General features: G+C 55.9%; 29 protein-coding genes. 2 read left to right on the top strand and 27 right to left on the bottom strand.

Annotated elements, in window-relative coordinates:
- Nucleotides 1-20 precede the first annotated feature (20 nt).
- The 10 genes from cysM to HV041_RS03525 all read right to left on the bottom strand — a co-directional run bounded on the left by cysM (nucleotide 21) and on the right by HV041_RS03525 (nucleotide 8,475).
- Nucleotides 21-932: a cysteine synthase CysM gene (gene cysM / locus HV041_RS03570; protein WP_121584873.1), complete on the bottom strand. Its 912-nt coding sequence runs from the start codon at nucleotides 930-932 to the stop codon at nucleotides 21-23.
- A gap of 119 nt (nucleotides 933-1,051) precedes the next feature.
- A complete protein-coding gene (gene cysA / locus HV041_RS03565; protein ID WP_005121940.1) occupies nucleotides 1,052-2,149 on the bottom strand; it encodes a sulfate/thiosulfate ABC transporter ATP-binding protein CysA in 1,098 nt (365 codons plus the stop codon).
- Nucleotides 2,139-3,014: a sulfate/thiosulfate ABC transporter permease CysW gene (gene cysW, locus HV041_RS03560; RefSeq protein WP_121584874.1), complete on the bottom strand. Its 876-nt coding sequence runs from the start codon at nucleotides 3,012-3,014 to the stop codon at nucleotides 2,139-2,141. Before cysW ends, cysA begins: the two co-directional genes overlap by 11 nt.
- Nucleotides 3,014-3,847: a sulfate/thiosulfate ABC transporter permease CysT gene (gene cysT / locus HV041_RS03555; RefSeq protein ID WP_003038061.1), complete on the bottom strand. Its 834-nt coding sequence runs from the start codon at nucleotides 3,845-3,847 to the stop codon at nucleotides 3,014-3,016. The genes cysW and cysT overlap by 1 nt, the downstream gene beginning before the upstream one ends.
- Nucleotides 3,848-4,864 carry a thiosulfate/sulfate ABC transporter substrate-binding protein CysP gene (cysP, locus tag HV041_RS03550; protein WP_005121936.1) on the bottom strand — a complete coding sequence of 339 codons (1,017 nt, stop codon included), beginning with the start codon at nucleotides 4,862-4,864 and terminating at the stop codon, nucleotides 3,848-3,850.
- A gap of 157 nt (nucleotides 4,865-5,021) precedes the next feature.
- Complete coding sequence (gene ucpA / locus HV041_RS03545) at nucleotides 5,022-5,813, bottom strand: SDR family oxidoreductase UcpA (protein ID WP_165712465.1); 792 nt, start codon at nucleotides 5,811-5,813, stop codon at nucleotides 5,022-5,024.
- 172 nt (nucleotides 5,814-5,985) lie between these two features.
- Nucleotides 5,986-6,885, bottom strand: coding sequence for a porphyrinogen peroxidase (gene yfeX / locus HV041_RS03540; RefSeq protein WP_165712467.1), 900 nt, complete (start codon nucleotides 6,883-6,885; stop codon nucleotides 5,986-5,988).
- 93 nt (nucleotides 6,886-6,978) lie between these two features.
- Nucleotides 6,979-7,554 (bottom strand): RpoE-regulated lipoprotein, encoded by a 576-nt coding sequence (locus tag HV041_RS03535; protein WP_016150735.1) that lies wholly within the window; start codon nucleotides 7,552-7,554, stop codon nucleotides 6,979-6,981.
- Between the two features lie 59 nt (nucleotides 7,555-7,613).
- Nucleotides 7,614-8,063, bottom strand: coding sequence for a DUF2919 domain-containing protein (locus HV041_RS03530; protein WP_121584875.1), 450 nt, complete (start codon nucleotides 8,061-8,063; stop codon nucleotides 7,614-7,616).
- Nucleotides 8,050-8,475, bottom strand: a complete 426-nt coding sequence (locus HV041_RS03525) for a GNAT family acetyltransferase (RefSeq protein WP_048210972.1) — start codon at nucleotides 8,473-8,475, stop codon at nucleotides 8,050-8,052. The genes HV041_RS03530 and HV041_RS03525 overlap by 14 nt, the downstream gene beginning before the upstream one ends.
- Nucleotides 8,476-8,687: 212 nt before the next feature.
- Between HV041_RS03525 and amiA the strand changes: the two genes are divergently transcribed.
- Together amiA and hemF are read left to right on the top strand one after the other, a co-directional pair.
- The gene (amiA, locus tag HV041_RS03520) at nucleotides 8,688-9,557 is read left to right on the top strand and encodes an N-acetylmuramoyl-L-alanine amidase AmiA (protein WP_005121924.1); all 870 of its coding nucleotides are present in this window, start codon (nucleotides 8,688-8,690) and stop codon (nucleotides 9,555-9,557) included.
- 2 nt (nucleotides 9,558-9,559) lie between these two features.
- Nucleotides 9,560-10,459 (top strand): oxygen-dependent coproporphyrinogen oxidase, encoded by a 900-nt coding sequence (gene hemF, locus HV041_RS03515; protein ID WP_121584876.1) that lies wholly within the window; start codon nucleotides 9,560-9,562, stop codon nucleotides 10,457-10,459.
- Between the two features lie 74 nt (nucleotides 10,460-10,533).
- On the opposite strand, the gene eutR is transcribed toward hemF, so the two are convergent.
- From eutR to eutS, 17 genes are all read right to left on the bottom strand, one after another.
- The gene (gene eutR / locus HV041_RS03510; RefSeq protein ID WP_061068308.1) at nucleotides 10,534-11,586 is read right to left on the bottom strand and encodes an HTH-type transcriptional regulator EutR; all 1,053 of its coding nucleotides are present in this window, start codon (nucleotides 11,584-11,586) and stop codon (nucleotides 10,534-10,536) included.
- 48 nt (nucleotides 11,587-11,634) lie between these two features.
- Nucleotides 11,635-12,165: an ethanolamine utilization microcompartment protein EutK gene (gene eutK / locus HV041_RS03505; protein ID WP_048210969.1), complete on the bottom strand. Its 531-nt coding sequence runs from the start codon at nucleotides 12,163-12,165 to the stop codon at nucleotides 11,635-11,637.
- Between the two features lie 11 nt (nucleotides 12,166-12,176).
- Nucleotides 12,177-12,836 carry an ethanolamine utilization microcompartment protein EutL gene (gene eutL, locus HV041_RS03500; protein WP_040233508.1) on the bottom strand — a complete coding sequence of 220 codons (660 nt, stop codon included), beginning with the start codon at nucleotides 12,834-12,836 and terminating at the stop codon, nucleotides 12,177-12,179.
- 9 nt (nucleotides 12,837-12,845) lie between these two features.
- Nucleotides 12,846-13,742 carry an ethanolamine ammonia-lyase subunit EutC gene (gene eutC / locus HV041_RS03495; protein WP_048210968.1) on the bottom strand — a complete coding sequence of 299 codons (897 nt, stop codon included), beginning with the start codon at nucleotides 13,740-13,742 and terminating at the stop codon, nucleotides 12,846-12,848.
- A 20-nt stretch (nucleotides 13,743-13,762) separates the two neighbouring features.
- Nucleotides 13,763-15,124, bottom strand: coding sequence for an ethanolamine ammonia-lyase subunit alpha (eutB, locus tag HV041_RS03490; protein ID WP_003038029.1), 1,362 nt, complete (start codon nucleotides 15,122-15,124; stop codon nucleotides 13,763-13,765).
- Nucleotides 15,125-15,135: 11 nt separating this feature from the next.
- Nucleotides 15,136-16,539, bottom strand: a complete 1,404-nt coding sequence (gene eutA / locus HV041_RS03485) for an ethanolamine ammonia-lyase reactivating factor EutA (RefSeq protein WP_121584877.1) — start codon at nucleotides 16,537-16,539, stop codon at nucleotides 15,136-15,138.
- Nucleotides 16,536-17,768 carry an ethanolamine utilization protein EutH gene (eutH, locus tag HV041_RS03480; protein ID WP_003038023.1) on the bottom strand — a complete coding sequence of 411 codons (1,233 nt, stop codon included), beginning with the start codon at nucleotides 17,766-17,768 and terminating at the stop codon, nucleotides 16,536-16,538. The genes eutA and eutH overlap by 4 nt, the downstream gene beginning before the upstream one ends.
- A 27-nt stretch (nucleotides 17,769-17,795) precedes the next feature.
- A complete protein-coding gene (gene eutG / locus HV041_RS03475) occupies nucleotides 17,796-18,983 on the bottom strand; it encodes an ethanolamine utilization ethanol dehydrogenase EutG (protein ID WP_165712471.1) in 1,188 nt (395 codons plus the stop codon).
- Nucleotides 18,973-19,812, bottom strand: a complete 840-nt coding sequence (gene eutJ / locus HV041_RS03470; RefSeq protein ID WP_061068310.1) for an ethanolamine utilization protein EutJ — start codon at nucleotides 19,810-19,812, stop codon at nucleotides 18,973-18,975. Before eutJ ends, eutG begins: the two co-directional genes overlap by 11 nt.
- A 12-nt stretch (nucleotides 19,813-19,824) precedes the next feature.
- Nucleotides 19,825-21,228: an aldehyde dehydrogenase family protein gene (locus HV041_RS03465; RefSeq protein ID WP_048210963.1), complete on the bottom strand. Its 1,404-nt coding sequence runs from the start codon at nucleotides 21,226-21,228 to the stop codon at nucleotides 19,825-19,827.
- Between the two features lie 11 nt (nucleotides 21,229-21,239).
- Entirely contained in the window at nucleotides 21,240-21,527 is a 288-nt protein-coding gene (gene eutN, locus HV041_RS03460; RefSeq protein WP_005121909.1) for an ethanolamine utilization microcompartment protein EutN, read from the bottom strand.
- Nucleotides 21,528-21,648: 121 nt separating this feature from the next.
- Nucleotides 21,649-21,942 carry an ethanolamine utilization microcompartment protein EutM gene (gene eutM / locus HV041_RS03455; RefSeq protein WP_005121908.1) on the bottom strand — a complete coding sequence of 98 codons (294 nt, stop codon included), beginning with the start codon at nucleotides 21,940-21,942 and terminating at the stop codon, nucleotides 21,649-21,651.
- Nucleotides 21,943-21,983: 41 nt separating this feature from the next.
- Complete coding sequence (pta, locus tag HV041_RS03450) at nucleotides 21,984-23,000, bottom strand: phosphate acetyltransferase (RefSeq protein WP_048210962.1); 1,017 nt, start codon at nucleotides 22,998-23,000, stop codon at nucleotides 21,984-21,986.
- Entirely contained in the window at nucleotides 22,997-23,800 is an 804-nt protein-coding gene (gene eutT / locus HV041_RS03445; protein WP_048210961.1) for an ethanolamine utilization cob(I)yrinic acid a,c-diamide adenosyltransferase EutT, read from the bottom strand. Before eutT ends, pta begins: the two co-directional genes overlap by 4 nt.
- Nucleotides 23,801-23,809: 9 nt before the next feature.
- The gene (eutQ, locus tag HV041_RS03440) at nucleotides 23,810-24,523 is read right to left on the bottom strand and encodes an ethanolamine utilization acetate kinase EutQ (protein WP_165712473.1); all 714 of its coding nucleotides are present in this window, start codon (nucleotides 24,521-24,523) and stop codon (nucleotides 23,810-23,812) included.
- Nucleotides 24,501-24,980: an ethanolamine utilization acetate kinase EutP gene (eutP, locus tag HV041_RS03435; protein ID WP_096756223.1), complete on the bottom strand. Its 480-nt coding sequence runs from the start codon at nucleotides 24,978-24,980 to the stop codon at nucleotides 24,501-24,503. The genes eutQ and eutP overlap by 23 nt, the downstream gene beginning before the upstream one ends.
- A gap of 12 nt (nucleotides 24,981-24,992) precedes the next feature.
- Entirely contained in the window at nucleotides 24,993-25,328 is a 336-nt protein-coding gene (eutS, locus tag HV041_RS03430; protein WP_003037995.1) for an ethanolamine utilization microcompartment protein EutS, read from the bottom strand.
- Between the last annotated feature and the right edge of the window lie 63 nt (nucleotides 25,329-25,391).

The raw sequence follows: 25,391 nt of genomic DNA, 5'->3' as shown, positions 1-25,391 counted from the left end.
ACGCTTATCAGGCAAACAAATTAGATCCCTGCGCCCTGGTTAAAGTGCTCATCGCCAAAAACGCCGGTCGAAAGGTAGCGATCGCCGCGATCGCAGATGATCGCCACCACCACGGCTCCAGGTGTAGCACGTGCCACGCGTAACGCCCCCGCCACCGCGCCGCCAGAGCTGACACCGCAGAAAATGCCTTCACGAACGGCCAGCTCACGCATAGTGTTTTCCGCATCGTTCTGATTAATATCCAGCACTTCATCCACCAGCGAGGCGTTAAAAATGCCTGGCATATACTCCGCTGGCCAGCGGCGAATTCCCGGAATACTGCTGCCCTCTTCCGGCTGCAGACCCACGATTGTGACCGATTTTTCCTGTTCACGCAGAAAACGCGACACGCCGGTAATGGTGCCTGTTGTTCCCATACTGGAAACGAAATGGGTAACGCGGCCTGACGTCTGCTGCCAGATTTCCGGGCCGGTTGTGGTGTAATGCGCGTATGGGTTATCCGGGTTGTTGAACTGGTCCAGAAGTTTTCCTTCGCCGCGTTGCGCCATTTCCAGAGCTAAATCACGCGCTCCTTCCATCCCCTGCTCTTTGGTCACCAGAACCAGTTCAGCCCCGTAGGCACGCATCGCCGCACGGCGTTCCTGACTCATGTTGTCCGGCATTAACAGCTTCATGCGATAGCCTTTCAGCGCGGCGATCATCGCCAGCGCAATCCCGGTGTTGCCGCTGGTTGCCTCGATCAGCACATCACCCGGCTGAATTTCTCCACGCTTTTCCGCTTCGACGATCATCGACAGCGCGGCGCGGTCTTTCACCGAACCCGCAGGATTATTGCCTTCCAGCTTGACCCAAATTTCACTACCGTTATCCGGCGTCAGACGTTGTAATTTCACCAGAGGCGTATTGCCAATCGTTTGTTCTAATGTGTTCATGAGTGCTGTCCAATAAAAAGCCGGGTGGCGCTGCGCTTACCCGGCCTACAAAATCACGGCATATGCGGTAGGCCCGGTAAGCATAGCGCCACCGGGCGATAAACCTGCAAATTAACCTATCAGGCAGATTCCGCCAGAGCAAGCTCCGCTTCGCGCGTTTCAATGCGCTGTTCGCCGTTATACAGACGTGCATTTTGCAGCCCAACAAACAGGCGCTCACCGCGACTCGGGGGATTATCGCCCTGCATTACTACCGTCAGCGGTTCGTTATACCACCCCAGCGGCTGCACAACTAATTGGGTGTAGTGACCTTTCGGACTGGCTTCCAGTACCTGAACAGGCAGCGGTGAATCCAGGCTGGTACGGCGGCTGACGTCCACTTCCCACGGACGCAGGAACAGATCCACCGGTCCCTGATAGCCTGGCGTATAGCCCAGCGGCCAGCGGTGTGCGCCGACGTGGAATTGTCCACCGCGAATCGTCCCTTGCAGTCGGTTAACCTCACCCATAAACTCCAGCACAAAGCGGGTAGCCGGTTCGCGCCATACCTGATCGGGCGCATCGGCCTGTTCGATATGGCCCTGGCTCATCACCACCACGCGGTCTGCGACTTCTGTCGCTTCTTCCTGATCGTGAGTAACAAACACGCTGGTGAACTTCAGCTCTTCATGCAACTGACGCAGCCAGCGACGCAACTCTTTACGTACCTGAGCATCGAGCGCGCCAAACGGCTCATCGAGCAGCAGGATCTGCGGTTCCACCGCTAACGCTCGTGCCAGCGCCACGCGCTGTTTTTGCCCACCGGAAAGTTGCGCCGGAAAGCGATCCGCCAGATGGGCAAGCTGCACCATCTCCAGCAATTTGGTGACTTTCGCTTTGATGGTCACCGCATTTGGACGCTCGCGACGCGGTAACACCGTCAGGCCAAAGGCGATGTTGTCGAAAACGGTCATATGGCGAAACAGCGCGTAGTGCTGAAATACGAAGCCAACTTTACGATCACGCGCATGTAAGCGACTGACGTCAGTACCATGAAAGCGAATATGCCCGCTGGACTGATGTTCCAGCCCGGCAATAATGCGCAGCAGCGTGGTTTTGCCCGAGCCAGATGGCCCCAGCAACGCGACCATCTGACCTGAAGGAATATCCAGCGAGATATCGTTCAGCACCTGGGTGCGACCAAAAGACTTCTTAATATTGGCAATCTCAATGCTCATGATTTTCCTCCTGCTGCGCGCGTTTCTCCTGGTTCTCCAGACGCCATTGCAACATGCTCTTCAAAAACAGGGTAATAATCGCCATCAGCGTTAACAGCGCCGCGGCGGTAAAGGAGCCGACCGTGTTGTAGTCTTGCTCCAGTAATTCAATTTGTAGCGGCAGAGACAAGGTTTCGCCGCGAATCGAGCCGGAAACCACCGACACCGCGCCAAATTCGCCAATCGCACGGGCATTAGTCAGCACCACGCCGTACAGCAACGCCCAACGAATATTCGGCAGCGTCACACGGCGGAACATCTGCCAGCCGGATGCGCCAAGCAGAACCGCCGCTTCGTCTTCGTTACTGCCCTGACTCAACATCACCGGCACCAGTTCGCGCACCACAAACGGACAGGTCACGAACACCGTGACCAGCACCATTCCCGGCCAGGCAAACATAATTTGCAGATTGTGTTCATCCAGCCATCCACCCAGCGGACCGTTAGAGCCGTAAAACAGCAGATACACCAGGCCGGCGACCACCGGCGAGACGGCAAACGGAATATCCAGTAAGGTCAGCAACAGCTGGCGTCCGGGGAAGTTAAAACGGGTCACCAGCCACGCCAGCAGCACACCAAACACCAGGTTCACCGGCACCGCAATCAGCGCAATCAGCACCGTCAACCAGATAGCGTGAAGCATGTCCGGGTCGGCCAGGTTCTGTAATACCGGCATTAATCCCTTGCTGAACGCCTGCACGAAGATGTAAATCATCGGCACCAGCAAAATAAACGCGGACACCAGCATACCGATGCCGATCAGAAACCATTTCCCCCAGTTAATGCGGGGCGCGCCATAGTGTTTCAATTGGGTAATCTCTGCCATCAGTGACCTACCACGCGTCGACCAAAGCGACTTTGCAGGGTGTTAATTGAAAACAGCAGCAACAGCGACGCCCCGAGGATCACAGAGGCAATCGCACTGGCAGCCGGATAGTCAAACTCCTGCAAGCGAACAAAAATCATCAGCGAGGTGACTTCCGTTTTCCATGCAATGTTGCCGGCGATAAAGATAACGGCACCAAACTCACCGAGGCTGCGGGTAAACGAAAGCGCAACCCCCGCCACCAGCGCGGGAGACAGCTCCGGTAACACCACTTTACGAAAGCTCTGCCAGCGCGTGGCACCGAGCGTTTCCGCCGCTTCTTCATATTCCGGGCCTAACTCTTCCAGCACCGGCTGCACAGTTCGCACCACAAACGGAATACTGGTAAACGCCATCGCCACCGCGATACCGAGCCAGGTGTAAGTCACCTTAATATCCAGCTTCGCCAGCCACTCGCCGTAGAAACCGTTGACCGAAAACAGCGACGCCAGCGTCAGACCCGCCACCGCCGTAGGCAGCGCGAATGGCAGATCCATCAGCGCATCCAGCAGCGTCCGACCCGGAAAACGATAGCGGGTTAAGATCCACGCCATCAGCAGGCCAAACACGCCGTTAAAAATCGATGCCACAAACGCCGACAGCAGCGTCACTTTATACGCCGCCACCACCTGCGGGTTGGTAATCACATCCCAGTATTGCGCCCAGCTCATTTGCGCCAGTTGCATCACCAGCGCGCTAAGCGGCAGCAGCAATATCAGGCAGACAAACAGTAGGCTGGTGCCCAGGCTTAAGGTGAAGCCGGGCAACACGCGTCGGGAAGAAACAGCAAACATTTACTTGCGCCCCGCCGCCAACAGCTTGTCCAGCTCACCACCGCTGACAAAGTGTGTCTTCATCACTTCAGGCCAGGAGCCGAACTTGTCTTCTACGCGGAACAATTCAGTCTGCGGGAATTTATCTTGCTGTTTGTCCATCACCTGCGGGTTATTCACGCGGTAGTAGAAATCGGTAATGATGGTTTGCGCCTGCGGGCTGTACAGCCAGTTCAGATACGCTTTAGCCGCTTTTTCAGTCCCGTTGGCCTGCACGTTTTTATCTACCCAGGCTACCGGGAATTCGGCGAGGATATTGGTTTTCGGGATAACCACTTCAAAACCCTGCGCTTCATACTGTTTGCGAATGTTGTTCACTTCTGATTCGAAGCTGATCAGCACATCGCCCAGGCCGCGCTCTGCAAAGGTGGTGGTAGCACCGCGGCCGCCGGTATCAAACACTTCGACGTTTTTCAGAAACTGGGTCATGAACTGTTCAGTTTTGGCTTTATCGCCACCGTCAGCTTTATCCGCAGCACCCCACGCCGCCAGATAGGTATAGCGCGCGTTACCGGAGGTTTTTGGGTTCGGGAAAATCAGTTTCACATCAGAACGCACAAGGTCATTCCAGTCATGAATATTCTTCGGGTTCCCCTTACGCACCAGGAAGCCCATGGTGGAATAGAACGGCGAGCTGTTATTCGGCAGACGACTTTGCCAGTCGGCCGGGATCAGCTTGCCTTTGTCATGCAGGATCTGCACGTCGGTGACCTGGTTATAGGTCACCACATCGGCTTTCAGCCCCTGCAGAATCGCCAGCGCCTGTTTTGATGACCCGGCATGAGATTGTTTAATCGTCAGTTTGTCACCGCCGTTATCCTTCGCCCATTGCTGTTCAAACGGCGGATTAAGGGCGGCAAAAAGCTCACGGGAAACATCGTATGAACTGTTCAGCAGTTCCGTTGCCTGCGCCTGCCCCACCAGCAACAGCATGGCTGCCAGCGTCAGTGTTCTTTTTTTCAGTAAGTTAACGGCCATTGCGCACCCTTATAAATTTAATGACTTTCTTATGGTCATCATATTTATAACCAGTGCTAAAGGAGTAACGGTTTTATATACCGTTTGATGATTTGAAAGTTGAAAAGAGAATAAGAGAATCCCTCCCCACACCGAGTGAGGAGGAGACCGGCATCAATCAGACGCCGACGCTAACGCTTTCAGGCAGGGTGCTACCGCCATCAATCACGTTTTGCGTGCCAGTTAAGTAACTGGACTCATCCGACGCCAGGAACGCCGCCAGTTCACCGACCTCAAGCGGACAGGCCAGACGACGCATCGGGATCGCTTTCGCCATTTCGACTAAAACGGATTCAGGATCTTCCGGGTTAGATTGACGCGCAATGCTTTCCGCCATCGGCGTACGAACGTAGCCTGGGCAAATGGCATTAACGCGAATGCCTGACTGCGCATATTCTACCGCCAGGGATTTGGTCAAACCGATGATTGCGGCTTTCGACAGTGCGTAGGCCGTTTCGCCCGGGTCGGCAACCATATCGCCGGTCACTGATGACATCATCACGATGCGCCCGTCTTTGCGCGCAATCATCTCCGGCAGAACGGCTTTCGTCACATTCCAGACGCCTTTAATGTTGATATCAATGTGGAAATCGCGATCTTCATCGCTCATATCAAGGAAGTTGCCGAGGCGGCATACGCCGGCATTGTTCACCAGAATATCGATTTTGCCTTCAATCTGCTTCGCGCGCATCACCGCTTCCTTGACCGACGCAAAATCTCTGACGTCAGCGTGAACGGCTGTGCAACGGTGCCCTCGCCCAGCCAACTCATCCGCCAGTTTTTCAATCTCATCGGAGATATCCAGCAGAATTAAGTTCGCACCATGGCGGGCAAACGTTCTGACGATACCCTCGCCAATACCCTGAGATGCGCCCGTAATCAATGCTGTTTTGCCCGTGAGTTTTCCCATTTCAATATTCTCCTTTTGAATATGAAGCCTTCGCTTCATTCACGCAGAAGATACAGCAATAACAAATTAGTGCTGAGGAATAGCTCACTAAATCAGGTTAATCTCAGGTAAAAAAAATCCCCGACGATGCGGGGATGTCTATTTCGTGGCCGATAACAGGATCAGCTCGCCATTACAGCGCCATTAAACGGTGCAGTGACGGTGCAAAGTAATAGCCGCCGGTTACCGGTTTGGTGAAGCGCAGCATTGCATCACGCTTACCGTCGGTGTCACCAAACATGCTCAGCAACTGTTGTTCAATGTTGTGCAGACGGGCGCAGTAGGCGCAGAAATAGAGACCATGCGTGCCGCTGGCAGTGCCGTATGGCAGGCTCTGGCGCACAATTTTCAGCCCTTTACCGTCTTCTTTGAGGTCAACACGGCTCAGGTGAGAGGTGACCGGACGATCATCACCGTCGATCTCTTCGTTGGCTTCCTTGGTGCGGCCAATCATCATTTCCTGGTCATGGATGCTCATGCGATTAAGCTGCTTCAGGTTATGTTCCCAACGCTGCACAAACACATAGCTGCCACCGGCATCCACACCATCTTTGATAACGGCGACTTCACGGCGCGTTTCTTCGCCTGCCGGGTTTTCCGTACCGTCAACAAAGCCGCTGAGATCGCGCTCTTCGACCCAACGGAAACCGTGGATTTCTTCTTTGACTTCAATACAGTCGCCAAATGCTTCCATTGCCGCCTGCGCAACGGAGAAATTCACGTCATGACGCAAAGAGAGAATATGGATCAACACGTCATATTGGGTTGCTGGTGCCAGACCTTTACCGTAAGGGATAAAGTCTTTTAACTCTTCAGCACCGACGCCGCCGCTCAATGCACGCCAGGTGTTGTTGCCAAAAGCGACAACCGCGCCCAGATGCGCATCCGGGAACTTAGCTTCAAAGGTCGCCAGCTTATCGGCGAAGGTTTTGCTGGCCGCACGCAGGGCCTCAACGTCGCCTTTAACATTGGCTTCAATCCAAATCGCCGCACGGCAATGTTCTGGCAAAATGCCACTCTGAACCTGAGACATTGTTCCTCCTGAAAAAAAGATGCCACGACATCGTGGCATTGATGGGCGCTATTCTACCTGTTTTTTTAACAAGCCGATTTGTTCAGACGCAAATTAACGCCGCCAGATAATTTTGCTTACTTTCCACGCTTTCAGCGTGTCGTCAGACGGCATTATATCCTCAGGCCCGCTCCATTCACCGGAAAAAATATAGCTAATATGTTGACTTCCTTCAGCTTTACACTCAACGCCCGCGCTGTCATCGCCGGTTGCCTTTTGGCAATTACCGAAAGCTTTAGTGTAAAGGTCGCTAAACGGTGTACCGATTTCGACACCCGCGACTGACGAAATATCGTGGTCTAACACATCAATACGACTAATGGTTCCCTGGCTGCCATTGATGACTATCGCCAGCTTGTCGTCTTTCATCGCTTCATAGAAGCGCACCACATTTCCGTTATCAGTCTTCATCCCGCTACGCAGGCGGTAATCACCGTCCAGCGCATCAGCAATGGCTTTTTCATCCAGCGGTGTCGCGCCCGTTAACGCTCCGACGCCCTGCTCTGTGACCTGCGTTGAAGAACCAAACCAGTTCCACGGATTAGCGGCAGACCAGTTCACCGAGGACAACGTTGAACATCCGGCCAGTAGCAGCGGCATCGCGCATAAAGTCAAACGCAGTGATTTCATTTCACTTCCTTCCTTATTTATCAACGTTGCTTGGAGTCCGGTTTCCCCAAAAAGTGCCGTTATTCTTTCTCAAGGGAAAAACAGGCGCGCAGACGTTGATTGGTTAACAGCCAGACCAGCGCGACAATATCCGCCACCAGCAGCGCCAGACCAACGCCGTTGACCGGATCGCCCCCCAACCACAGCATCGGCTGCCAGCACAGCAGCACCAGTTGAGCGAGAATCAATAATCCGCGCAGCCTGTGCCACAAAACGGGGAACGCAAAACGCCGCCCGCTGAGTAAAAACGCCAGCACGGCGGGAACGCCGGGGAGCAAACCCAGCCAGAACGCGTCATGATCGGGATAAAACAAATTCAGCAACGTGTTGCCCTGCTCACGGGAAGAACCCGCAATCACAAACAAAACCCAGGTGCGTGCCTGCAACAACAGTACGCACCAGAAGAGAAAAGGCAAGCGCAGACGCCCATGACCGTCATAGTCGGCGGGATGGAACTCAGTACTCTTCATCTTCGATTAAACGTTTACCCAGATGGAGTACATCGGTATGTTCATAGCCCAGACGCTCATACATACCCAGCACAACGTCATTATCGTCACGCACCATGATTTGAATCTTTGGACAACCACGGGCAATGAGCTTTTTCTCCAGTCGGTTCAGCAGCGCATTAGCAATACCGCGCCCCCTGAACTCAGGATGCACGCCAAGGTAATAGGCGGAGCCACGATGACCGTCATAGCCCCCCATCACTGTGCCGACCACCTCGCCGTTCACTTCTGCGACCAGAAACAAGCTGACGTCATGATTGACCTTGCGTTCAATGTCCATTTCCGGGTCATTCCATGGACGCAGCAGATCACAGCGCTCCCAGAGGGTGATCACCTCTTCGAAATCTTCCTGGCGAAATACGCGTATTTCCATGGTATTGGTTTCCTTTTCAGGACGTTAAAAAGCGATTATGGCGCGAACCACTGATTTAGCCAATATCTGACGCGAAGCGACGGAAAAAATGGCATAATACGGAATTGTCACGTATTGAAATGAAAAGTAAAACAATTCTTATCCCGATCCGTCGCAACGGACAACGCGATACGATATAACGTTTAGAACCTTTTTTTTACAACTCAGGCCGTATGAGCACTTTTAAACCACTAAAAACACTCACATCGCGCCGCCAGGTGTTGAAAGCCGGGCTGGCCGCCCTGACGCTGTCAGGCATGTCGCAAGCCATCGCTAAAGAAGAAGCGCTTAAGACCAGCAATGGTCACAGCAAACCGAAAGCGAAAAAAGCCGGCGCTAAGCGCGTAGTTGTCCTCGATCCGGGTCACGGCGGGATTGATACCGGCGCCATTGGTCGCAACGGTTCAAAGGAGAAGCACGTGGTGCTGGCGATTGCCAAAAACGTACGCTCGATTCTACGCAACCAGGGGATTGATGCACGCCTGACCCGCTCCGGCGATACGTTTATTCCACTGTACGATCGCGTCGAGATAGCCCATAAGCATGGCGCCGATCTGTTCATGTCGATTCACGCCGACGGTTTCACCAATCCGAGCGCCGCAGGTGCGTCGGTCTTTGCGCTGTCTAATCGCGGTGCCAGTAGCGCCATGGCGAAATATCTGTCCGACCGTGAAAACCGGGCCGATGAAGTAGCCGGAAAGAAAACCACCGATAAAGACCATTTGCTGCAGCAGGTATTGTTCGATCTGGTGCAAACCGACACCATTAAAAACAGCCTGACCTTAGGCTCGCATATTCTCAAGAAGATCAAGCCAGTACATCGTCTGCACAGTCGTAGCACGGAACAGGCCGCCTTCGTGGTGCTAAAATCACCGTCAATTCCGTCGGTACTGGTCGAAACCTCGTTCATTACCAACCCGGAAGAAGAGCGACTGCTGGGCACGACGGCGTTTCGTCAAAAAATCGCTACCGCTATCGCCAATGGCATCATTAGCTATTTCCACTGGTTTGATAACCAGAAAGCACACTCGAAGAAACGTTAATCATGAAGCCCGATGCACAGCGCGTAAAACAGTTCCTGCTTAGCCTGCAGGATGATATTTGTCAGCAGTTATCCGCCGTCGATGGCGCAAAGTTTGTTGAAGATAACTGGCAGCGTGAAGCGGGCGGCGGCGGTCGTAGCCGGGTGCTGCGTAACGGTGGTATTTTCGAGCAAGCGGGCGTCAACTTCTCCCACGTCCACGGCGATGCAATGCCAGCATCGGCTACTGCACATCGCCCGGAGCTTGCCGGGCGCAGCTTTGAGGCGATGGGTGTCTCGCTGGTGGTGCATCCGCAGAATCCTTACATTCCGACCAGCCATGCCAACGTACGGTTTTTTATCGCGGAAAAACCGGGCGCCGACCCGGTGTGGTGGTTTGGCGGCGGCTTTGATTTAACGCCCTACTACGGCTTTGATGAGGATGCGATTCACTGGCATCGCACCGCGCGTGATCTGTGCCAGCCGTTCGGAAATGACGTTTACCCACGTTACAAGAAGTGGTGCGATGACTACTTCTTTCTCAAGCACCGTAACGAGCAGCGCGGCATCGGCGGACTGTTTTTCGATGATTTAAATACGCCAGATTTCGACCACTGCTTCGCCTTTATGCAGGCGGTCGGGCAAGGTTACACCGAAGCGTATCTGCCAATCGTCGAACGCCGCAAAGCGATGAGCTGGGGCGAGCGCGAGCGAAACTTCCAGCTTTATCGTCGCGGACGCTATGTGGAATTTAATCTGGTGTGGGATCGCGGCACGTTATTCGGTTTACAGACCGGCGGGCGCACGGAATCGATTTTGATGTCGATGCCGCCGCTGGTACGCTGGGAATATGACTGGCAGCCGGAAGCGAACAGCCCGGAAGCCGCCCTTAGCGACTTTATTCAGGTGCGCGACTGGGTGTAATGGCCGGATAAGCAACGGCAAAACCCGTAGGCCGGATAAGACGTGTTAGCGTCGCATCCGGCACAATAATCTCATCACGCCCACTGACGCATGCGCTGATGCAGCGTCAGCGACGGTTTCTCCGCAAACAACTGCTGGTAATCGGTAGCAAACTGCCCTAAATGCCAGAATCCCCACTGCATCGCAGCGTCTTTCACCGTCGCACTTTGCGACCACGGGCTAATAAGCTCCCGGCGCACGGCATTCAGACGAATACGTTTTAACCAGGCATTCGGTCCGATACCGAGGATTGCGTGAAACGCGTTTTGCAGCGTGCGACGACTCACATGTAGCTGGTTGCACAAGTCGAGTACGGTCAGCGGCTCTGACATATTTTCCAGCACATATTCGCGCGCCCGCGATAGCAGGCGGCGATAGCTCTGATGGCTGATGCTTTCAGCGGTCATAATCGGCTGAGCGTCTTCCAGCATGGTGCCCATCGCCAGCAGCAGGTTATCACCCAACACTTTGCGCACCGCCGGCTGATGAAGGTTCTCAGGATTCTCGCTAAACGTCGCCAGCGCCTGTTGCACAAAGCCCCATAGCGCGGCTTTATGCTGTTCTTTTACCTCCAGCGCCGACTGGTTGCGCAGCATATGCAGCACCCTTTCCGGGTTATGCAGGAAGTTCGCCTGACGCGCAATGGTGTCTTCAGAGATAACGACCCCAAGAATGGTGTAATCATCGGGTGTGCTCAGCTCAAACTCCGTTCCGCCTGGGCGGGTCGCAATTTCAGCACTGCCAAGGCATTGCGTACCAATAAATCCCTGCTCGCCGCGGGTGGCCGGAATACCAAACCAGAACGAGTTCGGCCAGACCAGGCATGACTGGCGCAGCGCAAGACCGGTGTATTCACGGAACACCTGAATATCATCAAGCAGGATTTCCGTGAACTCGCCATGAAATTTTCCCGGATGCAGTTGATCGTAAATCTGCTGCCAGGCGGTAATCGTCAGGGCATGCTCATACACATCTGTTGTTCGCCGTTGGTGAACGTTGTCCACCTCGACCTTCGGCGTAAGTTTAACGTCTTCGGGTAATGCTTCATGATAAAGATGGTGCAGGTTTGCAGTACGGGTCTTTTTCATGATCTTTTAAGCCGGAAGCTTCAACGAAGCCCCCGGCCCTCCGACAGGTTAATTTTTTAAGCGATAGCGACTACTGCGTTTACGCAACGCTCCGTCAGAAAAGAGCTGTTCCAGCGCCTTTCTGGCTTCATCAAGTGACCAGCCAAAGTGCGCGGCCACTTCCCCTGCCGTCATTCCTTGACGGGTTGATGCCAACAACGCCAGGAGTTCATCAGAAGATTCAGATGTCACAGGCGTGTCCTGCGTCTTTTCCGCTTTGTCTTCTGGCATCATTTCTGGCTTCGGTGCGGGTTTCTTCGGCTGGCGCGTAAAACCGCCGATCAGCCACTGGGTGTCATCATCCGGCCGCCCTATCTCCTTGCGGCTGACAACACGTCCTGTACGCGCTGCGGCAGCGCTTCCGGCATCCAGCGCTGCACGACACGCGGCCAGATCGCCTTCCACCACCAGAGTCAGCCTGCCAGGATCCAGCACCTGGTGACTGAGCAGACGCACGTTCGCGGCTTTCAGCATGGCATCTGCCGCGTCTACGGCAGCCACCATGCCATCCACTTCCAGTAATCCCAGTGCATTGATCATCACAACCTCTCTTACGCGCGTTGTACCGGATTTCGGGCAATATCCAGAACAGCATCAGCGAAAGCATTACAGGCAGCTTTACAGGCAGCCTGGCTACCAGTTAAAAACGCCGCTGAGTAGTTGGTTTCTGACGGCGGCGGCACGTAGGTGACAATCTGTACATCGGCAGATTTGAGCGCAGCATCAATACCAAACGTTGCTTCCAGCGGCGGAGCCACCAGATACGCCATCGGATCGCCAAGTCGGCATCCTGCGGTCGCCGAGAGATACGAACCGGTACGCGAAACCACGTGCGCAAGGAAGGCGGTATCTTCTGCGTCATTGGCCCACTGGAACGCCGCGCCGCTTTCGATATTGGCGACCATCGCGTCCAGGCCGGCGCGAACTTCGGCCGGGTTAGGTCCACCGAGCATGATCAGCACTTCGCCCGAGGTTGGAGAGGGACTGTGCGCCGCGCCGGCATACAGCGAGCGGCCATAAACCACTTCCACCATCGCCTGTTTTGTCGCTTCGTCTGCAGCAATATACGCCACGTCATCAGAATCTGCTGTGATGAGTCCGAGACTACGTATATGTGGCGGTAATTTAAGTTCACGGGCAAAACCGTCATTTACCGAGGCAATCACGCGCATTGCGGTGACTGAAGGTCTAATCAAATCTAATGCTGGCATGATGCCTCCTTAACGGGTCATATTGATGCCGGACGCTTTTTGCTCCAGCATGCGCTTGGCCAAATCCACAATCACCGCCGCCGCTTCAACCGGTGGCGTACCGCCCTGGTGAATATTCGAGATACAGGTACGGTCAGCTTCAACGGTTGTCGCCACGCGTGGCGAATAGACGGCATAGCAAGAAAGACTTTCCGACTGGCCGAGGCCCGGACGTTCACCAACCAGCAGGATCACCGCTTTTGCACCCAGCAGTTCGCCGATCTGATCTTCAATTTTCACGCGCCCATAGCGCACAAAGAACGGCGTCCCGACCTTCAATCCGGCCTGTTTTAAGCCCGACAACAGCGGCGGCAGGATCTCTTCGTAGTTAGCGGTGATGGCGTCGGTAGACAGGCCATCAGAGATAATCACCTGCACATCCGGATTCATTACACACTGTGATTTCAGCGCTTCAATGGCTTCTGCGCTCAGACGACGCCCCATGTCCGGGCGCGTCAGATACAGGTTTTTGTCGCTGATTTCCGAGCGTACTTCCAGCAAGCCTTGCGCTTTCACCCACTCTTCCGGGACTTCTTTCAACACTGTGTCTTTTGAACGCGAGTGGTCGGCCAGGAAGCGCAGCAGCGCCTGAGTGCGCGGGCGCGGACCGGCACGACCGGTACATACACGCGCGGCGGTGCTGCGGCGCAGCTCGGTCAGCACTTCGGCACGGTGCGGGTTCTCAACGCCAATCCACGCTTTCGCTTCGGCTGAACCTAAGTCCATCGCACAGCTTTCACCCGTTGGTGCGGCGCACTGCGTAGTGCTGCATTTCGCTTCTGGTGACGGCGCTTGAGCCTGCGGCTGTGACTCCCCCATTGACGCCATTACACTGCGTACAATTTCTTCAATCTGTTTTTGATCCATCGTATGTCATCCCCGCGTCATCAGAAGAACAGTGACGGATCGCCCGCCCGTTTGGTCAGGCGACCGTTTGCCATAATGCCCATGGTTTCCAGCCAGCGTTCAAACTCCGGTGACGGACGCAGGTTCAGCAACTGACGCACGGTCGCGGTGTCGTGGAAGGCGGTGGTCTGGTAGTTGAGCATGATGTCGTCACCGAGCGGCATGCCCATGATGTAGTTGCAGCCAGCGGTGGCGAGCAGAATCATCAGGTTTTCGTTAAGGTTCTGGTCAGCATCAGCATGGTTGGTGTAGCAGCAGTCGCAGCCCATTGAGATGCCGCTCAGCTTGCCCATGAAGTGATCTTCCAAGCCCGCGCGAATAATCTGACGGTCGTTGTAGAGATATTCCGGCCCGATAAAGCCCACCACGGTGTTCACCAGGAACGGATCGTAGTGACGCGCCAGCCCGTAGTTACGCGCTTCCATCGTCACCTGATCGGCACCAAAGTTAGCGCCAGCGGAGAGCGCAGACCCTTGCCCGGTTTCAAAGTACAGGCAGTTTTCCCCGGCGATGCGGTTGAACTCCGCGCCCACTGCACGCGCCTCATCCAGCATCGCCAGCTCAACGCCAAATTCTTTTAAACCTTTCTCACTGCCGCAGATACTCTGGAAAATCAGCCCGCCCGGTGCGCCGCGACGAATCGCTTCGATCTGGGTGGTCACGTGCGCCAGTACGCAGCCCTGGGTCGGAATATTGAACTTGTCGATAACGCCATACACGGTATCGAGCACGCGGCTTAAGTTTTCCACGTCATCCGTGACCGGGTTGACGCCAATTACCGCATCGCCCGCACCGAAGGACAGCCCTTCATAGATTTGTGCAGCAATACTCTGCACGTCATCACGGGTGTCGTTCGGCTGTAAACGACAGCTGAAGGTGCCCGGCAAACCGATGGTGGTGTTAGCCTTTTTGATCACCGGCATTTTCTTACCGCCGTAGATCAGGTCCGCGTTAGAGCAGATTTTTGCTACCGCGGCGACCACTTCCGACGTTAACCCTTTGCGCGTAAACGCAATGTCATCCACGGAGGTTTCATCGCTCAGCACGTACTCGCGCAGCTCGCTGATACTCCAGTTTTTGATGCGGTTATAGGCCGTTTCGTTGACGTCATCCTGAATAAGACGCGTCACGCAGTCCTCTTCATAGGAAATCACCGGGTTGTTGCGGATATCCGCCACCGTCATTTCCGACAATACCTGCTTAGCCGCCACGCGCTCTTGCGAACTGGTTGCAGCCACGCCTGCCAGCACATCCCCCGAACGCAGTTCGTTGGCTTTTGCCAGCACCTCTTTAACATCCTTAAACTGATAAACATTGCCGAACAATGTGGTCTTTAGTTTCATAAGTCGTTCCCTCAGGAAGGAAATGCGAGTGATTTCACCGTCACCGGCACAACCGATCCGCCAAAAAGAGGCGTACCAATGTCGATATAGTCCCCCGCCCGGACAACCACCTCATCGATGACCGCCAGCGGGTGTTGCTGTAACTGTGGGCGTAACAGCATGCCCAGGGCTTTACCAAAATCCTGCTCGGCTACCACCAGCAGGGGATGCGGATTAGGATAGCGCGCGACAAAGGCCAGCAGCGCATCAATCACCGTTAACAGCGCGGCGTAGCGCACCGGTAGCGAACCGGGCAGCGCCAGCACGTAGGCGTCGGTTTTCGGATCAAGGTCGAGCTGCAGCAGCGCCTGCTGCCAGGCCGCCACCAGATCAGACTCATCAACCGGAATCGCCACCGGCAGATTGCGCAGCGGAAGCGCCACACCCTCCAGCCAGATAGTGCTGCCTGAAAGCGACAGCGTATGCGCACCGGCGCCAATCACCGTGGCGCGCACGGTTTGCGCCGGAAACTGCACGTTCATCTCACGCAGGCGCGGATGTTCATGCAGCGCCGTTGCTAACAGCGGCCCAATGTCGGAAAAACAGAACGGATCGGCAGGTTGGTTGCGGTAGCACTCGCCCACCCCGCCGGACAACGTAATCACTTCAGGCTTCACGCCAACAGGCAGCAGACCGGTTTGCATCAGCGCCTGCGCCAGCGGTGAAAGCGTGCCGTCAATCACCTCCACAATCAGCGCCGCCATCCGTCGGGCCACCTGAACAAGCTGCGCCGCATTGAGGGTTCGGGCATCAGTGCCTGGACCAAATACGTCATCAACAATCATCTGCCCCGGCTGATGCGCATGTACTACGCGCCCCTGACCGTCCGTTTCCAGTAGCCGCCCGCCGACGTTCAGGCAGGCCGAGCCGCTGACTTTTCCCGCGTCGAACAGGACGTAATTCGACGTACCGCCGCCGATGTCGATATTCAGTACGCGGCACAACTTCTGCTCGGACAGGGTTTGTGCCCCCGCACCGTGACCGGCAATCACCGATTCCAGATGCGGACCGGCGCTGGCAACCACGAAATCCCCCAGCGACTGGGAGAGCGCCATCACCGCCGGGCGCGCGTTGCGCGTTTTGGCGCTTTCCCCGGTAATGATGATCGCGCCGGAATCGACGGTCTCTGGCGCAATCCCCGCCGCCTGATACTGGGCGAGGATCAGGGCTTTCAGTTCGGCCTCTTTCAACCCGCCCTGCTTATCAACGGGGGTAAAGAACACCGGGCTTTGCCAGCTAATTTCGCGTTTGATGAATTCGTAGCGCGGCACCTGCGACACTGCCGCACGGTTAACCAGCTCAAGGCGGGAGAAGATCACCTGAGTGGTGGTGGTGCCGATATCGATACCGACGCTGAGTAGCTGGCGAGTATTCACGATTGCGCCTCCGGATTGGTTTCTGCTGGTGCCGGAACATCTTCGTCTTTCGGTACTAACAGCATAGCCACGCCAATCGCCGTCACGCCGCCGATCAGCTTGCCGACAATCATCGGGAAGATCATGGCGTTCATGTTGGCAGCGGCGAAGCCTAAGTGGTCACCCAGCGCGAAGGCCGCTGAGACCGCGAACGCGCAGTTGATCACTTTGCCGCGGGTATCCATGTTTTTCATCATGCCGAACATTGGGATGTTGTTGGCAAGCGTTGCCACCATACCCGCAGCCGCAATGTTATTGACTTTTAACAGGTTGCCGACGCTCATCAGCGGTTTTTCAAACCAGCGGGTCAGCAGCAGCACCATTGGGTAGGCACCCAGCAGCACACAGGAGATAGAACCGATAACTTCGATGGCGCGCATCACTTCACCCGGCTTGTCGCCTGGCGCCATGAAAATAGGATCAAGACCTGGGATCAGCTCCCAGCCGAGCAGGAACTTGATGACTGCCGCAGCCAGACCGAGGGTGATCAGCGCTACCAGGAACTTGGCGAAGATCTGGAAGCCGTTGATCATTTTTTCCGGGATGAATTTCAGTCCCAGCGCCACCAGCACGGCCACGATCAGCACCGGGATCATGTTCATCAGGATCAGCGCAAAGGTGAACTCCACCGGCTGACCGTTGATTTCCACGCCGGAGTACATCGCGACCAGACCACCCGCAATACAGCCAATCGGAATGGTGACGATACCGGCCAGCACGCCCAGCGCCAGATAACGACGGTCAGACGGTTCAATAATTCCCAGCGCAACCGGAATGGAGAACACCAGCGTCGGTCCCATCATCGCGCCAAGGATCAGGCCAGAGTACAACCATGCCGCCACGTCGCCGCCCGCCAGTTCTTTCGCCAGGAAGAAGCCGCCCATATCGCACGCCAGCAGCGTTCCGGCAAACATCGACGGGTTCGCGCCCAGCATTTCATACAGCGGAATAATTACCGGCCCGAGCACATGCGCCAGTACCGGCGCCAGCGCGGTCATACCGACCATCGCCAGGCCCAGCGCGCCCATTGCCATAAAGCCTTCTTCAAACTGACCGCCCGATCCCTCAATGCTCTTACCGAACTTACCGAGGAAGCGCGCCGAACCGCCGAACTGCGACAGGATCCTGTCCACGGCGGCAATCAGCATAAAGAACATCATGATGTACATGATGATTTCGTTAATTCCCATAGCCTTCACTCCCTGTCATATGTGTATTTATTGTGCCGCCGCATACAACGCGATAATTTCGGCCTGCGTGGCGGTGCGTGGGTTACTGCGAATACAAATATCCTCCAGCGCGGCGTGTGCCCATGCGCTGTAATGCTCGGGTTTTGCCCCAACGTCTGAGAGCCGTTTGGTCTGGCCCACTTCGGCGATCAGCTCGCTGACCGCGCTGATGGCGTCACGATCGTCTGATTTCTTATTGGTTAACGCCCTGCCGATATGGCTGAAGCGCTCACGACACACCATGCGGTTGAACCCCATTACCGTGGGTAGCAGCATGGCGTTAGCCTGTCCGTGTGGGATGTGCAGCGTCGCACCCGGCTGGTGCGCCATCGCGTGACACAGGCCCAGCCCCGCGCTGGAAAACGCCATTCCCGCCATGCAGGACGCCAGTAACATGCTTTCACGCGCCGCCAGATCGTGGCCGTAGCCCACCGCTTTCGGCAGCGATTTGCCGATCATCGCAATCGCGCCAATCGCCAGGCTGTCGGTAAACGGCGTCGCGTTCAGCGCGCTGTACGCTTCAACGGCATGGGTCAGCGCGTCAATGCCGGTCATTGCCGTCACGTGCGCCGGAACGCCTTCCGTTACCGCGGCATCCAGAATGGCGACGTCCGGCATCAGGGTTGCGTGGGCCAGCACTTTTTTGAGTCCGGTGGCGGCGTCGATAATCACCGTAACGTTGGTGGTTTCTGACCCGGTCCCGGCGGTGGTTGGCACGGCAATCAGCGGCAGACGCGGGCGCAGCACGCTGTGCTCGGTCATGTCAGCCAGCGTTTGCGTCGGGTTGGTCACCAGCAGCGCCACTGCTTTAGCGGCATCCAGTACCGAGCCGCCGCCAAAGGCCACCACGCCGTCACATTTTGATTCGCGCAGTTGCGCGACCGCCGCGCAGACGTCAGTGATGCACGGTTCGCCTACCGGACATGGCCACAGCGTCATCGCCACGCCTTTCATCGCCAGGCTGCGTTCCAGTGCGGCGGTCATTCCCGCCTGATGCAGGAAGCTATCAACCATGATGAACATATGCGTCAGTCCGCGCGTTTGCGCTTCCTGTCCGCAGGTGCTGAGCGCTCCCAGTCCGCATAATGTGACCGGTGGAGCGCTGAACGTTTTTACGCGTTGCAGATTCAGGGCATCGAATGCCTGAAAGAGCGCGGTCTGCAATTCAGCTTGCATAGATTCCTTCCGCTTTTACTTTTCCGCTATTGGCAATCGCCAGCGGGGTCATAAACAGACTGTGCTGCGGTAAATGCACCTGCAGCTCCGGGAAACGCTTACGAAAAAGCTCATCAACACCCGGCTGCATACAGGACCCACCGGCCAGCCATAAATCCGTTATCCCTTGTCCGGCAATATGATGGGCGACGATTTCCGCCATCTTTTCGTAAACCGGCTTAACCACCGGCCAGATTTCTTTGCCGTTGCTGCGTTTGAACTGCTCGGCTTCTTCCAGTTGAATACGACGGTTCCCGGCAAGCGTCAGGGAAATGTGGTGCCCACCGGTCGCTTCATCGGCGGAGTAAGTCACTTTGCCCTGTTTCACAATGGCGATACCGGTCGTACCACCGCCGATATCGACGACTCCGGCGTTATCAAGCGCCAGCAGATCCGCCACGGCGGTTGGCTCATCCAGCACATGGCTCACCTCAAGCCCGGCAGACTCCAGCACGTTGATAGAGATACGCGGGTCAGTGCCCGGCGGGAATGAGGTAGCCGCATGAGTAAAACGGCAACCCAGTTGTTGCTCGAGCGTATCGAGATGGCGACGAACAATGGTCACAGCACCGAAGAAATCCCAGACGATGCCATCGCGCACGACGTCAGCCCAGTCCAGACAAACCGCAACCGGCTGCCCATCGCTGTCAACAACCATCGACACCACATCACAGGTCCCCAAATCAACGCCCAGCCACAGCGGTGAATCGCTTACGGCAGGCGTCTGGTTACACAGCGATGCCGCTTTTTGCAGTCTGGGTGTGAGCCACAGTTGTTCGTCATGCGCCATCTCTTTCACTCCTTATACGATGCGAAACGCATCCACCAGCACACAGCGACGCAGGCGTACAAACGTGCGCGCACTGGTCACCCCTTCCCCGGTTGGCGTGGTAATGGTCATGGTCGTCCAGCCTTCGCCGCCAAGCCCAAGACCGGCAATGCACGGTCCGTTCTTGACGAAAATGCTGGTGTCGATGGCGTTAGCCATACGGTTCATGTTGTCGATGTTGCGTGAGTGCATCGCCGCCGTATGGTGACAACCACCTTCGAGCGTAACGGCCAGCGCAATGGCTTCGTCAACGTTAGCCACCCGCACCACCGGCAGCACCGGCATCATCAGTTCAGTCACAGCAAACGGATGCGTGGCGGAGGTTTCAACGAACAACAAGCGGGTTTGCTCCGGAACATTCAGGCCGATCGCCGCGGCGATTTTTGCCGCATCGCGCCCGACCCAGTCACGGCTGACTGTGCCTTTACCGCGCTCATCGACATTTTTCAGCAGTACCGGTTGCAGCTGTTCAGCCTGGGCGGTCGTCAGTTTGACCGCGTGCTGGCCTTCCATCAGACGCATCAGTTCATCAGCAACGCTATCCACGACAATCAGCACTTTTTCATCGGCACAGATAATGTTGTTATCAAACGATGCGCCTTTGACGATGGACTGCGCGGCGCGGGTCAGATCGGCCGTTTCATCCACCACCACCGGCGGGTTACCGGCACCAGCGGCAATCAGACGCTTGTTGGTATGCTTACGCGCAGACTCCACCACCGCTTCACCACCGGTGACGACCAGCAGTCCGATGCCCGGGTACTTGAACAGACGCTGTGCGGTTTCGATATCCGGGTTAGCAACGGTAACCAGCAGGTTTGCCGGACCACCTGCGGCGACTACCGCCTGGTTAAGCAGGCCGATCGCGCGCTGAGAAACGCCTTTTGCTGCCGGATGCGGCGCAAAGACGACGCTGTTACCCGCGGCAATCAGGCTGATGGCGTTGTTAATGACGGTCGCCGCCGGGTTGGTGGACGGCGTTACCGAAGCCACCACGCCCCACGGTGCGTTTTCAATCAGCGTCAGGCCGTTATCGCCGGTCAATACCTGTGGAGACAGGCATTCCACGCCCGGGGTACCGCGAGCCTGCGCCACGTTTTTGGCAAATTTATCTTCAACGCGCCCCATGCCGGTTTCACTGACGGCAAATTCCGCTAATTCTCTGGCGTGTTTTTCGCCCGCTTCACGAATGGCGTGAATGGCCAGTTGGCGCATAGCGACGCTTTTCAGCCCCTGCTGGGCCAGTTTTGCTGCCGCCACTGCGTCATCCAGGGAGGCAAAGACGCCCATTTCTTGAACGGCACTGACGGGTTGACTGCTGTCTTTCATTTTCAGCAGCACCGCTTTCACGACCTGTTCAATATCCTGTTGATTCATGATTTTCTGCCTTATTTGTGAAATACCACTTTCCCACCTGCCACCACTTCATCGACGATGCCAATCACGCACAGATCGACAGGCGATGAGTCGTTATGGTGCGCCTGGCGGGCTGAGCTTCCACTGACCAGCAGCACCCACTCTCCGGTTCCCGCCCCGATGCTGTCTATCGCAACAGCGCACTGCCCGTCGGGATTTCCCTGGGCATCAATCATTTCCACCATCAGCAACTTGTCGTGCGCGAGCCCCTGATGGCGAACGGTACAAACAATTTGTCCTGTGACGATTGCCAGTTTCATACCCGCCTCCGTGGCATATTTCAGGTAAAACCTCCCCCTACCCTCCGCAGAAGGTAATGTGAAAAGGAGAGAGGGTGACGCCAGCTTTCTCTTAACGATCCAGTGGCGTCACATGGACGACTTACATATCGTTGCTGTCGCCTTTGAAGCTGATCGGGAACACTTCTTCCAGATCGCCATGCGGACGCGGGATAACGTGTACAGAAACCAGTTCACCGATACGCTGCGCGGCAGCAGCACCAGCATCCGTAGCCGCTTTGCAGGCTGCAACATCACCACGAACCATGGCAGTACACAGGCCGCCACCGATCTGCTTCACGCCAACCAGTTTCACGCGTGCCGCTTTAACCATCGCGTCAGAAGCCTCAATCAGTGCAACCAGGCCCCGGGTTTCAATCATTCCTAATGCTTCCATTGTGCTTTCCTCTTAATCAAAGGGGTCCAGAACGGGACCGTTCATTCAACCAGTGTTTGCGAGACGCTTTCACGGCTCACGTCAGTCTGGCGCGGCACAGCTGCCACCAACGCCAGTTCGATAATTTCCTGTACGCTACAGCCGCGAGAGAGGTCGTGGAGTGGTGCGGCAAGTCCCTGAATCAAGGGGCCAACGGCACGATACCCTCCCAAACGCTGGGCGATTTTATAACCAATATTGCCTGCCTCCAGCGATGGGAAAACCATCACATTGGCATTGCCCTTTAACGGACTGGCGGGCGCTTTTTGCGCGGCGACATCCGGCACAAAGGCAGCATCAAACTGCAGTTCCCCATCCACGGTAAGCTGTGGAGCGCGCTCACGAACGATCTCGGTCGCCTGCTGCACGTTAGCGACATTGGGATGACGAGCACTGCCGTTGCTGGAAAACGACAGCATGGCGACACGCGGTTCTTCACCGGTAATCGCTTTCCAGGTTTCAGCGCTGGCGATGGCGATGTCCGCCAGCTGTGCAGCGGTGGGCTGCGGCACAACGCTACAATCTGCAAACCCTAATGACGGCCCGAGATACTGCGGCAGCATCAGGAAAATTGACGACAGCGTTTTGCAACCAGGTTGTAATCCAATAATGCGCAATCCTGCGCGCAGCACATTTGCCGTTGACGACAGGTTGCCCGCAATACACACATCGGCTTTACCGGCGCTGACCATCGCGGCGGCAAACATCAGCGGATCGTTGAGCTTCTCTCGCGCATCCGGCGGCGTTTTTTCGCCCGCGCGGGCCAGCCAGCGCAGAGCAAACTCTTCACGCATCTGTACATTGCTTTGTGGATCAATAACCTGAATACCGTCCATGGCTACGCGATGGCTGAGCGCAAACTGACGCAGCGCAAACGGGCTGGCGACGAGAATGGGGCGTGCCAGACCATGCTGGTGCAGGTAATTGGCGGCTTTCAGCACCCGTACATCCAGCGCATCCGGGAACACCACCCGAGCCGGCGTTTGTTTAGCGAGTTGGCGAGCACGTTCAATGATCATGACTTCTCCCCCAGTCGCTGTTGGATTTGGCTGACGCTTAGCGGATGCTTCGCTACGCTCAGAATCATCATCACGTAAACCGTGCTGGAAAGACGGTTGAGCGCCTGCAGAATGTCTGGCCGCATAACGTCAAAACTGCGGGTGATAAACACCTGAGCGGCCACCGTTTCCGTTTCGCGGACTTTGGTACGCAGCAGATTAAGCAACGCGCAATCACGTCCGTGGCTGGCTTCCGGCACCAGATGATCGTGGTCCAGGTAACGCAGCGGCTGGTGCGAGAGCCGGTGTAAATCTTCGTCGCTTAAGCCAACGATGGCCTGTGCGGCCAGCGGTTCGTCCACAGCATCAGCACGCATAATGTTGCCCAGGCGCGAGCGAATATCCGCCAGCCACGGCTGCCAGGGTTCCGCCAGTTCAATTTGCAACCACACGGCCAGACCAATGGTGCTGTCCAGCGCGGCGCGAAATCCAAGTCTGGGGTCACTTTTGGCGACCATTTTGTCCGCCGTCAGATGTGTCAGTGTGTCAGGTTTCTTCGCCACCGGTTGATGACACAGTTCACAGGTCGCCTGCGGATGTGTATCGCTGCTGGTCAAACCATGTACCGGCTGCGGCTGCTGTTCCTCGTCGTCAACAAACAAGCTTCCCTGCTCGTCGATATACTTAATGCGCAGACGACGGCTTTCCAGCAGCTCCCGGGCAGACGGCGTCAGGCGGGCATCAGCGGGGAGATGAATTTCAGCCCCTTCGCTGAGCGTATGATTCGCTCTGAGCCATGCTTCGGTAATGAAATCCTTCATACATCCGCCTTAGCAGGACTGCCAGATCGCAGGCCAGGCCACATACAGGAACTTCACTGTTGATGGCGTACCAAATTCGATGCTGGAGCCTTTCGGGATAAACATCACGTCCCCGGCTTTGGCAATCATGGTTTCGCCTTCATGGCGAACGTGCAGCTCGCCTTCCAGAATCATGTCGATTTCGTCGTAGTTCAGCGTCCATGGGAAAAATGCGTTATCCCACTGCATAAACCCGGCGGCCATGCTGCTACCGTCCTGGTCAGTGACTAAGTCGGTTAAGCCGACGCAGTGCGGTTGCGCGCCATCAAAACGGCCAAACTTCACACTGCTGCCGTCGATGACTTTCACGCCGCCTTTACCGGTCACCGAGTTAAAACTCGGCTGCATTCCGCCCTGCTCCAGCGACTGCTTTTCCTTCATCACTTTGTCCATCAGTTGCGCGACCAGACTTTCGGTAAACTGTCCTTCCGGCAGTTGTGCAATGATGGTTTCGCGAATACGTTGGCTTTCCGTTTTGCCGTCATCCACCGCAGCAGGCGCTGCTGTAGTGGCCGACACAGTGGCCGGAGCGGATTCATCGCATTCAGTGATAGTGACGCCCAACAGCGCCGCAACTTCGCGCGCCTCCGGGGTGATGATGCTGGCGCGCAGAACAACCGATACGTCCTGTTCGCCGCGTGCGTGGGCCGCACGAATATCGTTAGCTGTGATGAGTTTTTTCACCTGCCCTTTCCTCCTTTTGGCTGAGCTCAGTCAGATAATCCACCAGGTGCTGCACACTGCTTGGGTCGTGGCTATTGAGCTCAAAAATCGGCTCCTGAAACCCTATCCCGCGAAGTAATTGTCGCGTTGCGGCGACATTGGCATCCGGCACATCCGTTTTGCTGATAACGGCGATTTGTCGTTTACTGGCGCCGATATCCAACAGCCCGGCAGGTAAGCGACTTTCTAGATCATTTGCCGCATGTATATAAATCAACGTATCGACATCCTGCAGCGTGGTAATTAAGGCGTGATACCAGCGCGGATGGCTAAAATATTCTCCTGGCGTATCGATATCGCCGTTTTCATTAAACTCCACGGCCTGTGTTTTTCTGGCGAGGGAATAATTCCCCTGTAGCGCATTAAAGAGCGTTGTTTTCCCCGCCCCCACCGTACCGACGAATGCAATACGTTTCATCGCCGCCTCTGATTAACTTTTTGTCAGGTTGCACAAAGTGAAATTTAATAATCGCCCCAGACCGCTTACCGTCTGTAATAACGCTTCCTCTACCGCGCCAACCGAGCCGTAGATCACCAGCGCGCCGCTGAATCTATCGAGAAAGCCGATGTGTACATCCGCCGCTTTCATGGCTAAGTCACCAGCAATCATTGCGGTTTCACCTGGCGTCAGCGTCATAATACCGATAGCGCCCGCTTCGGGAACGCCGATCTTTTTCGCCAGTTCCTCACCGGGGTGCGCAATGAGATGCGCCAGCGTGACCTGTTTCCCCGGCACAAATTCCTGAATAATGCGTTCTTTTTCCATTGCTCACCGCCTCCGCTAAAACTGCCCCCATCGTGGCAATTTTTTGTCAGAGTAAATAACAAA

Source organism: Citrobacter sp. RHBSTW-00029 (genome assembly GCF_014104295.1).
Taxonomy (GTDB): Bacteria; Pseudomonadota; Gammaproteobacteria; order Enterobacterales; family Enterobacteriaceae; genus Citrobacter; species Citrobacter youngae.
This window is presented reverse-complemented; position numbering and strand designations above follow the sequence as displayed.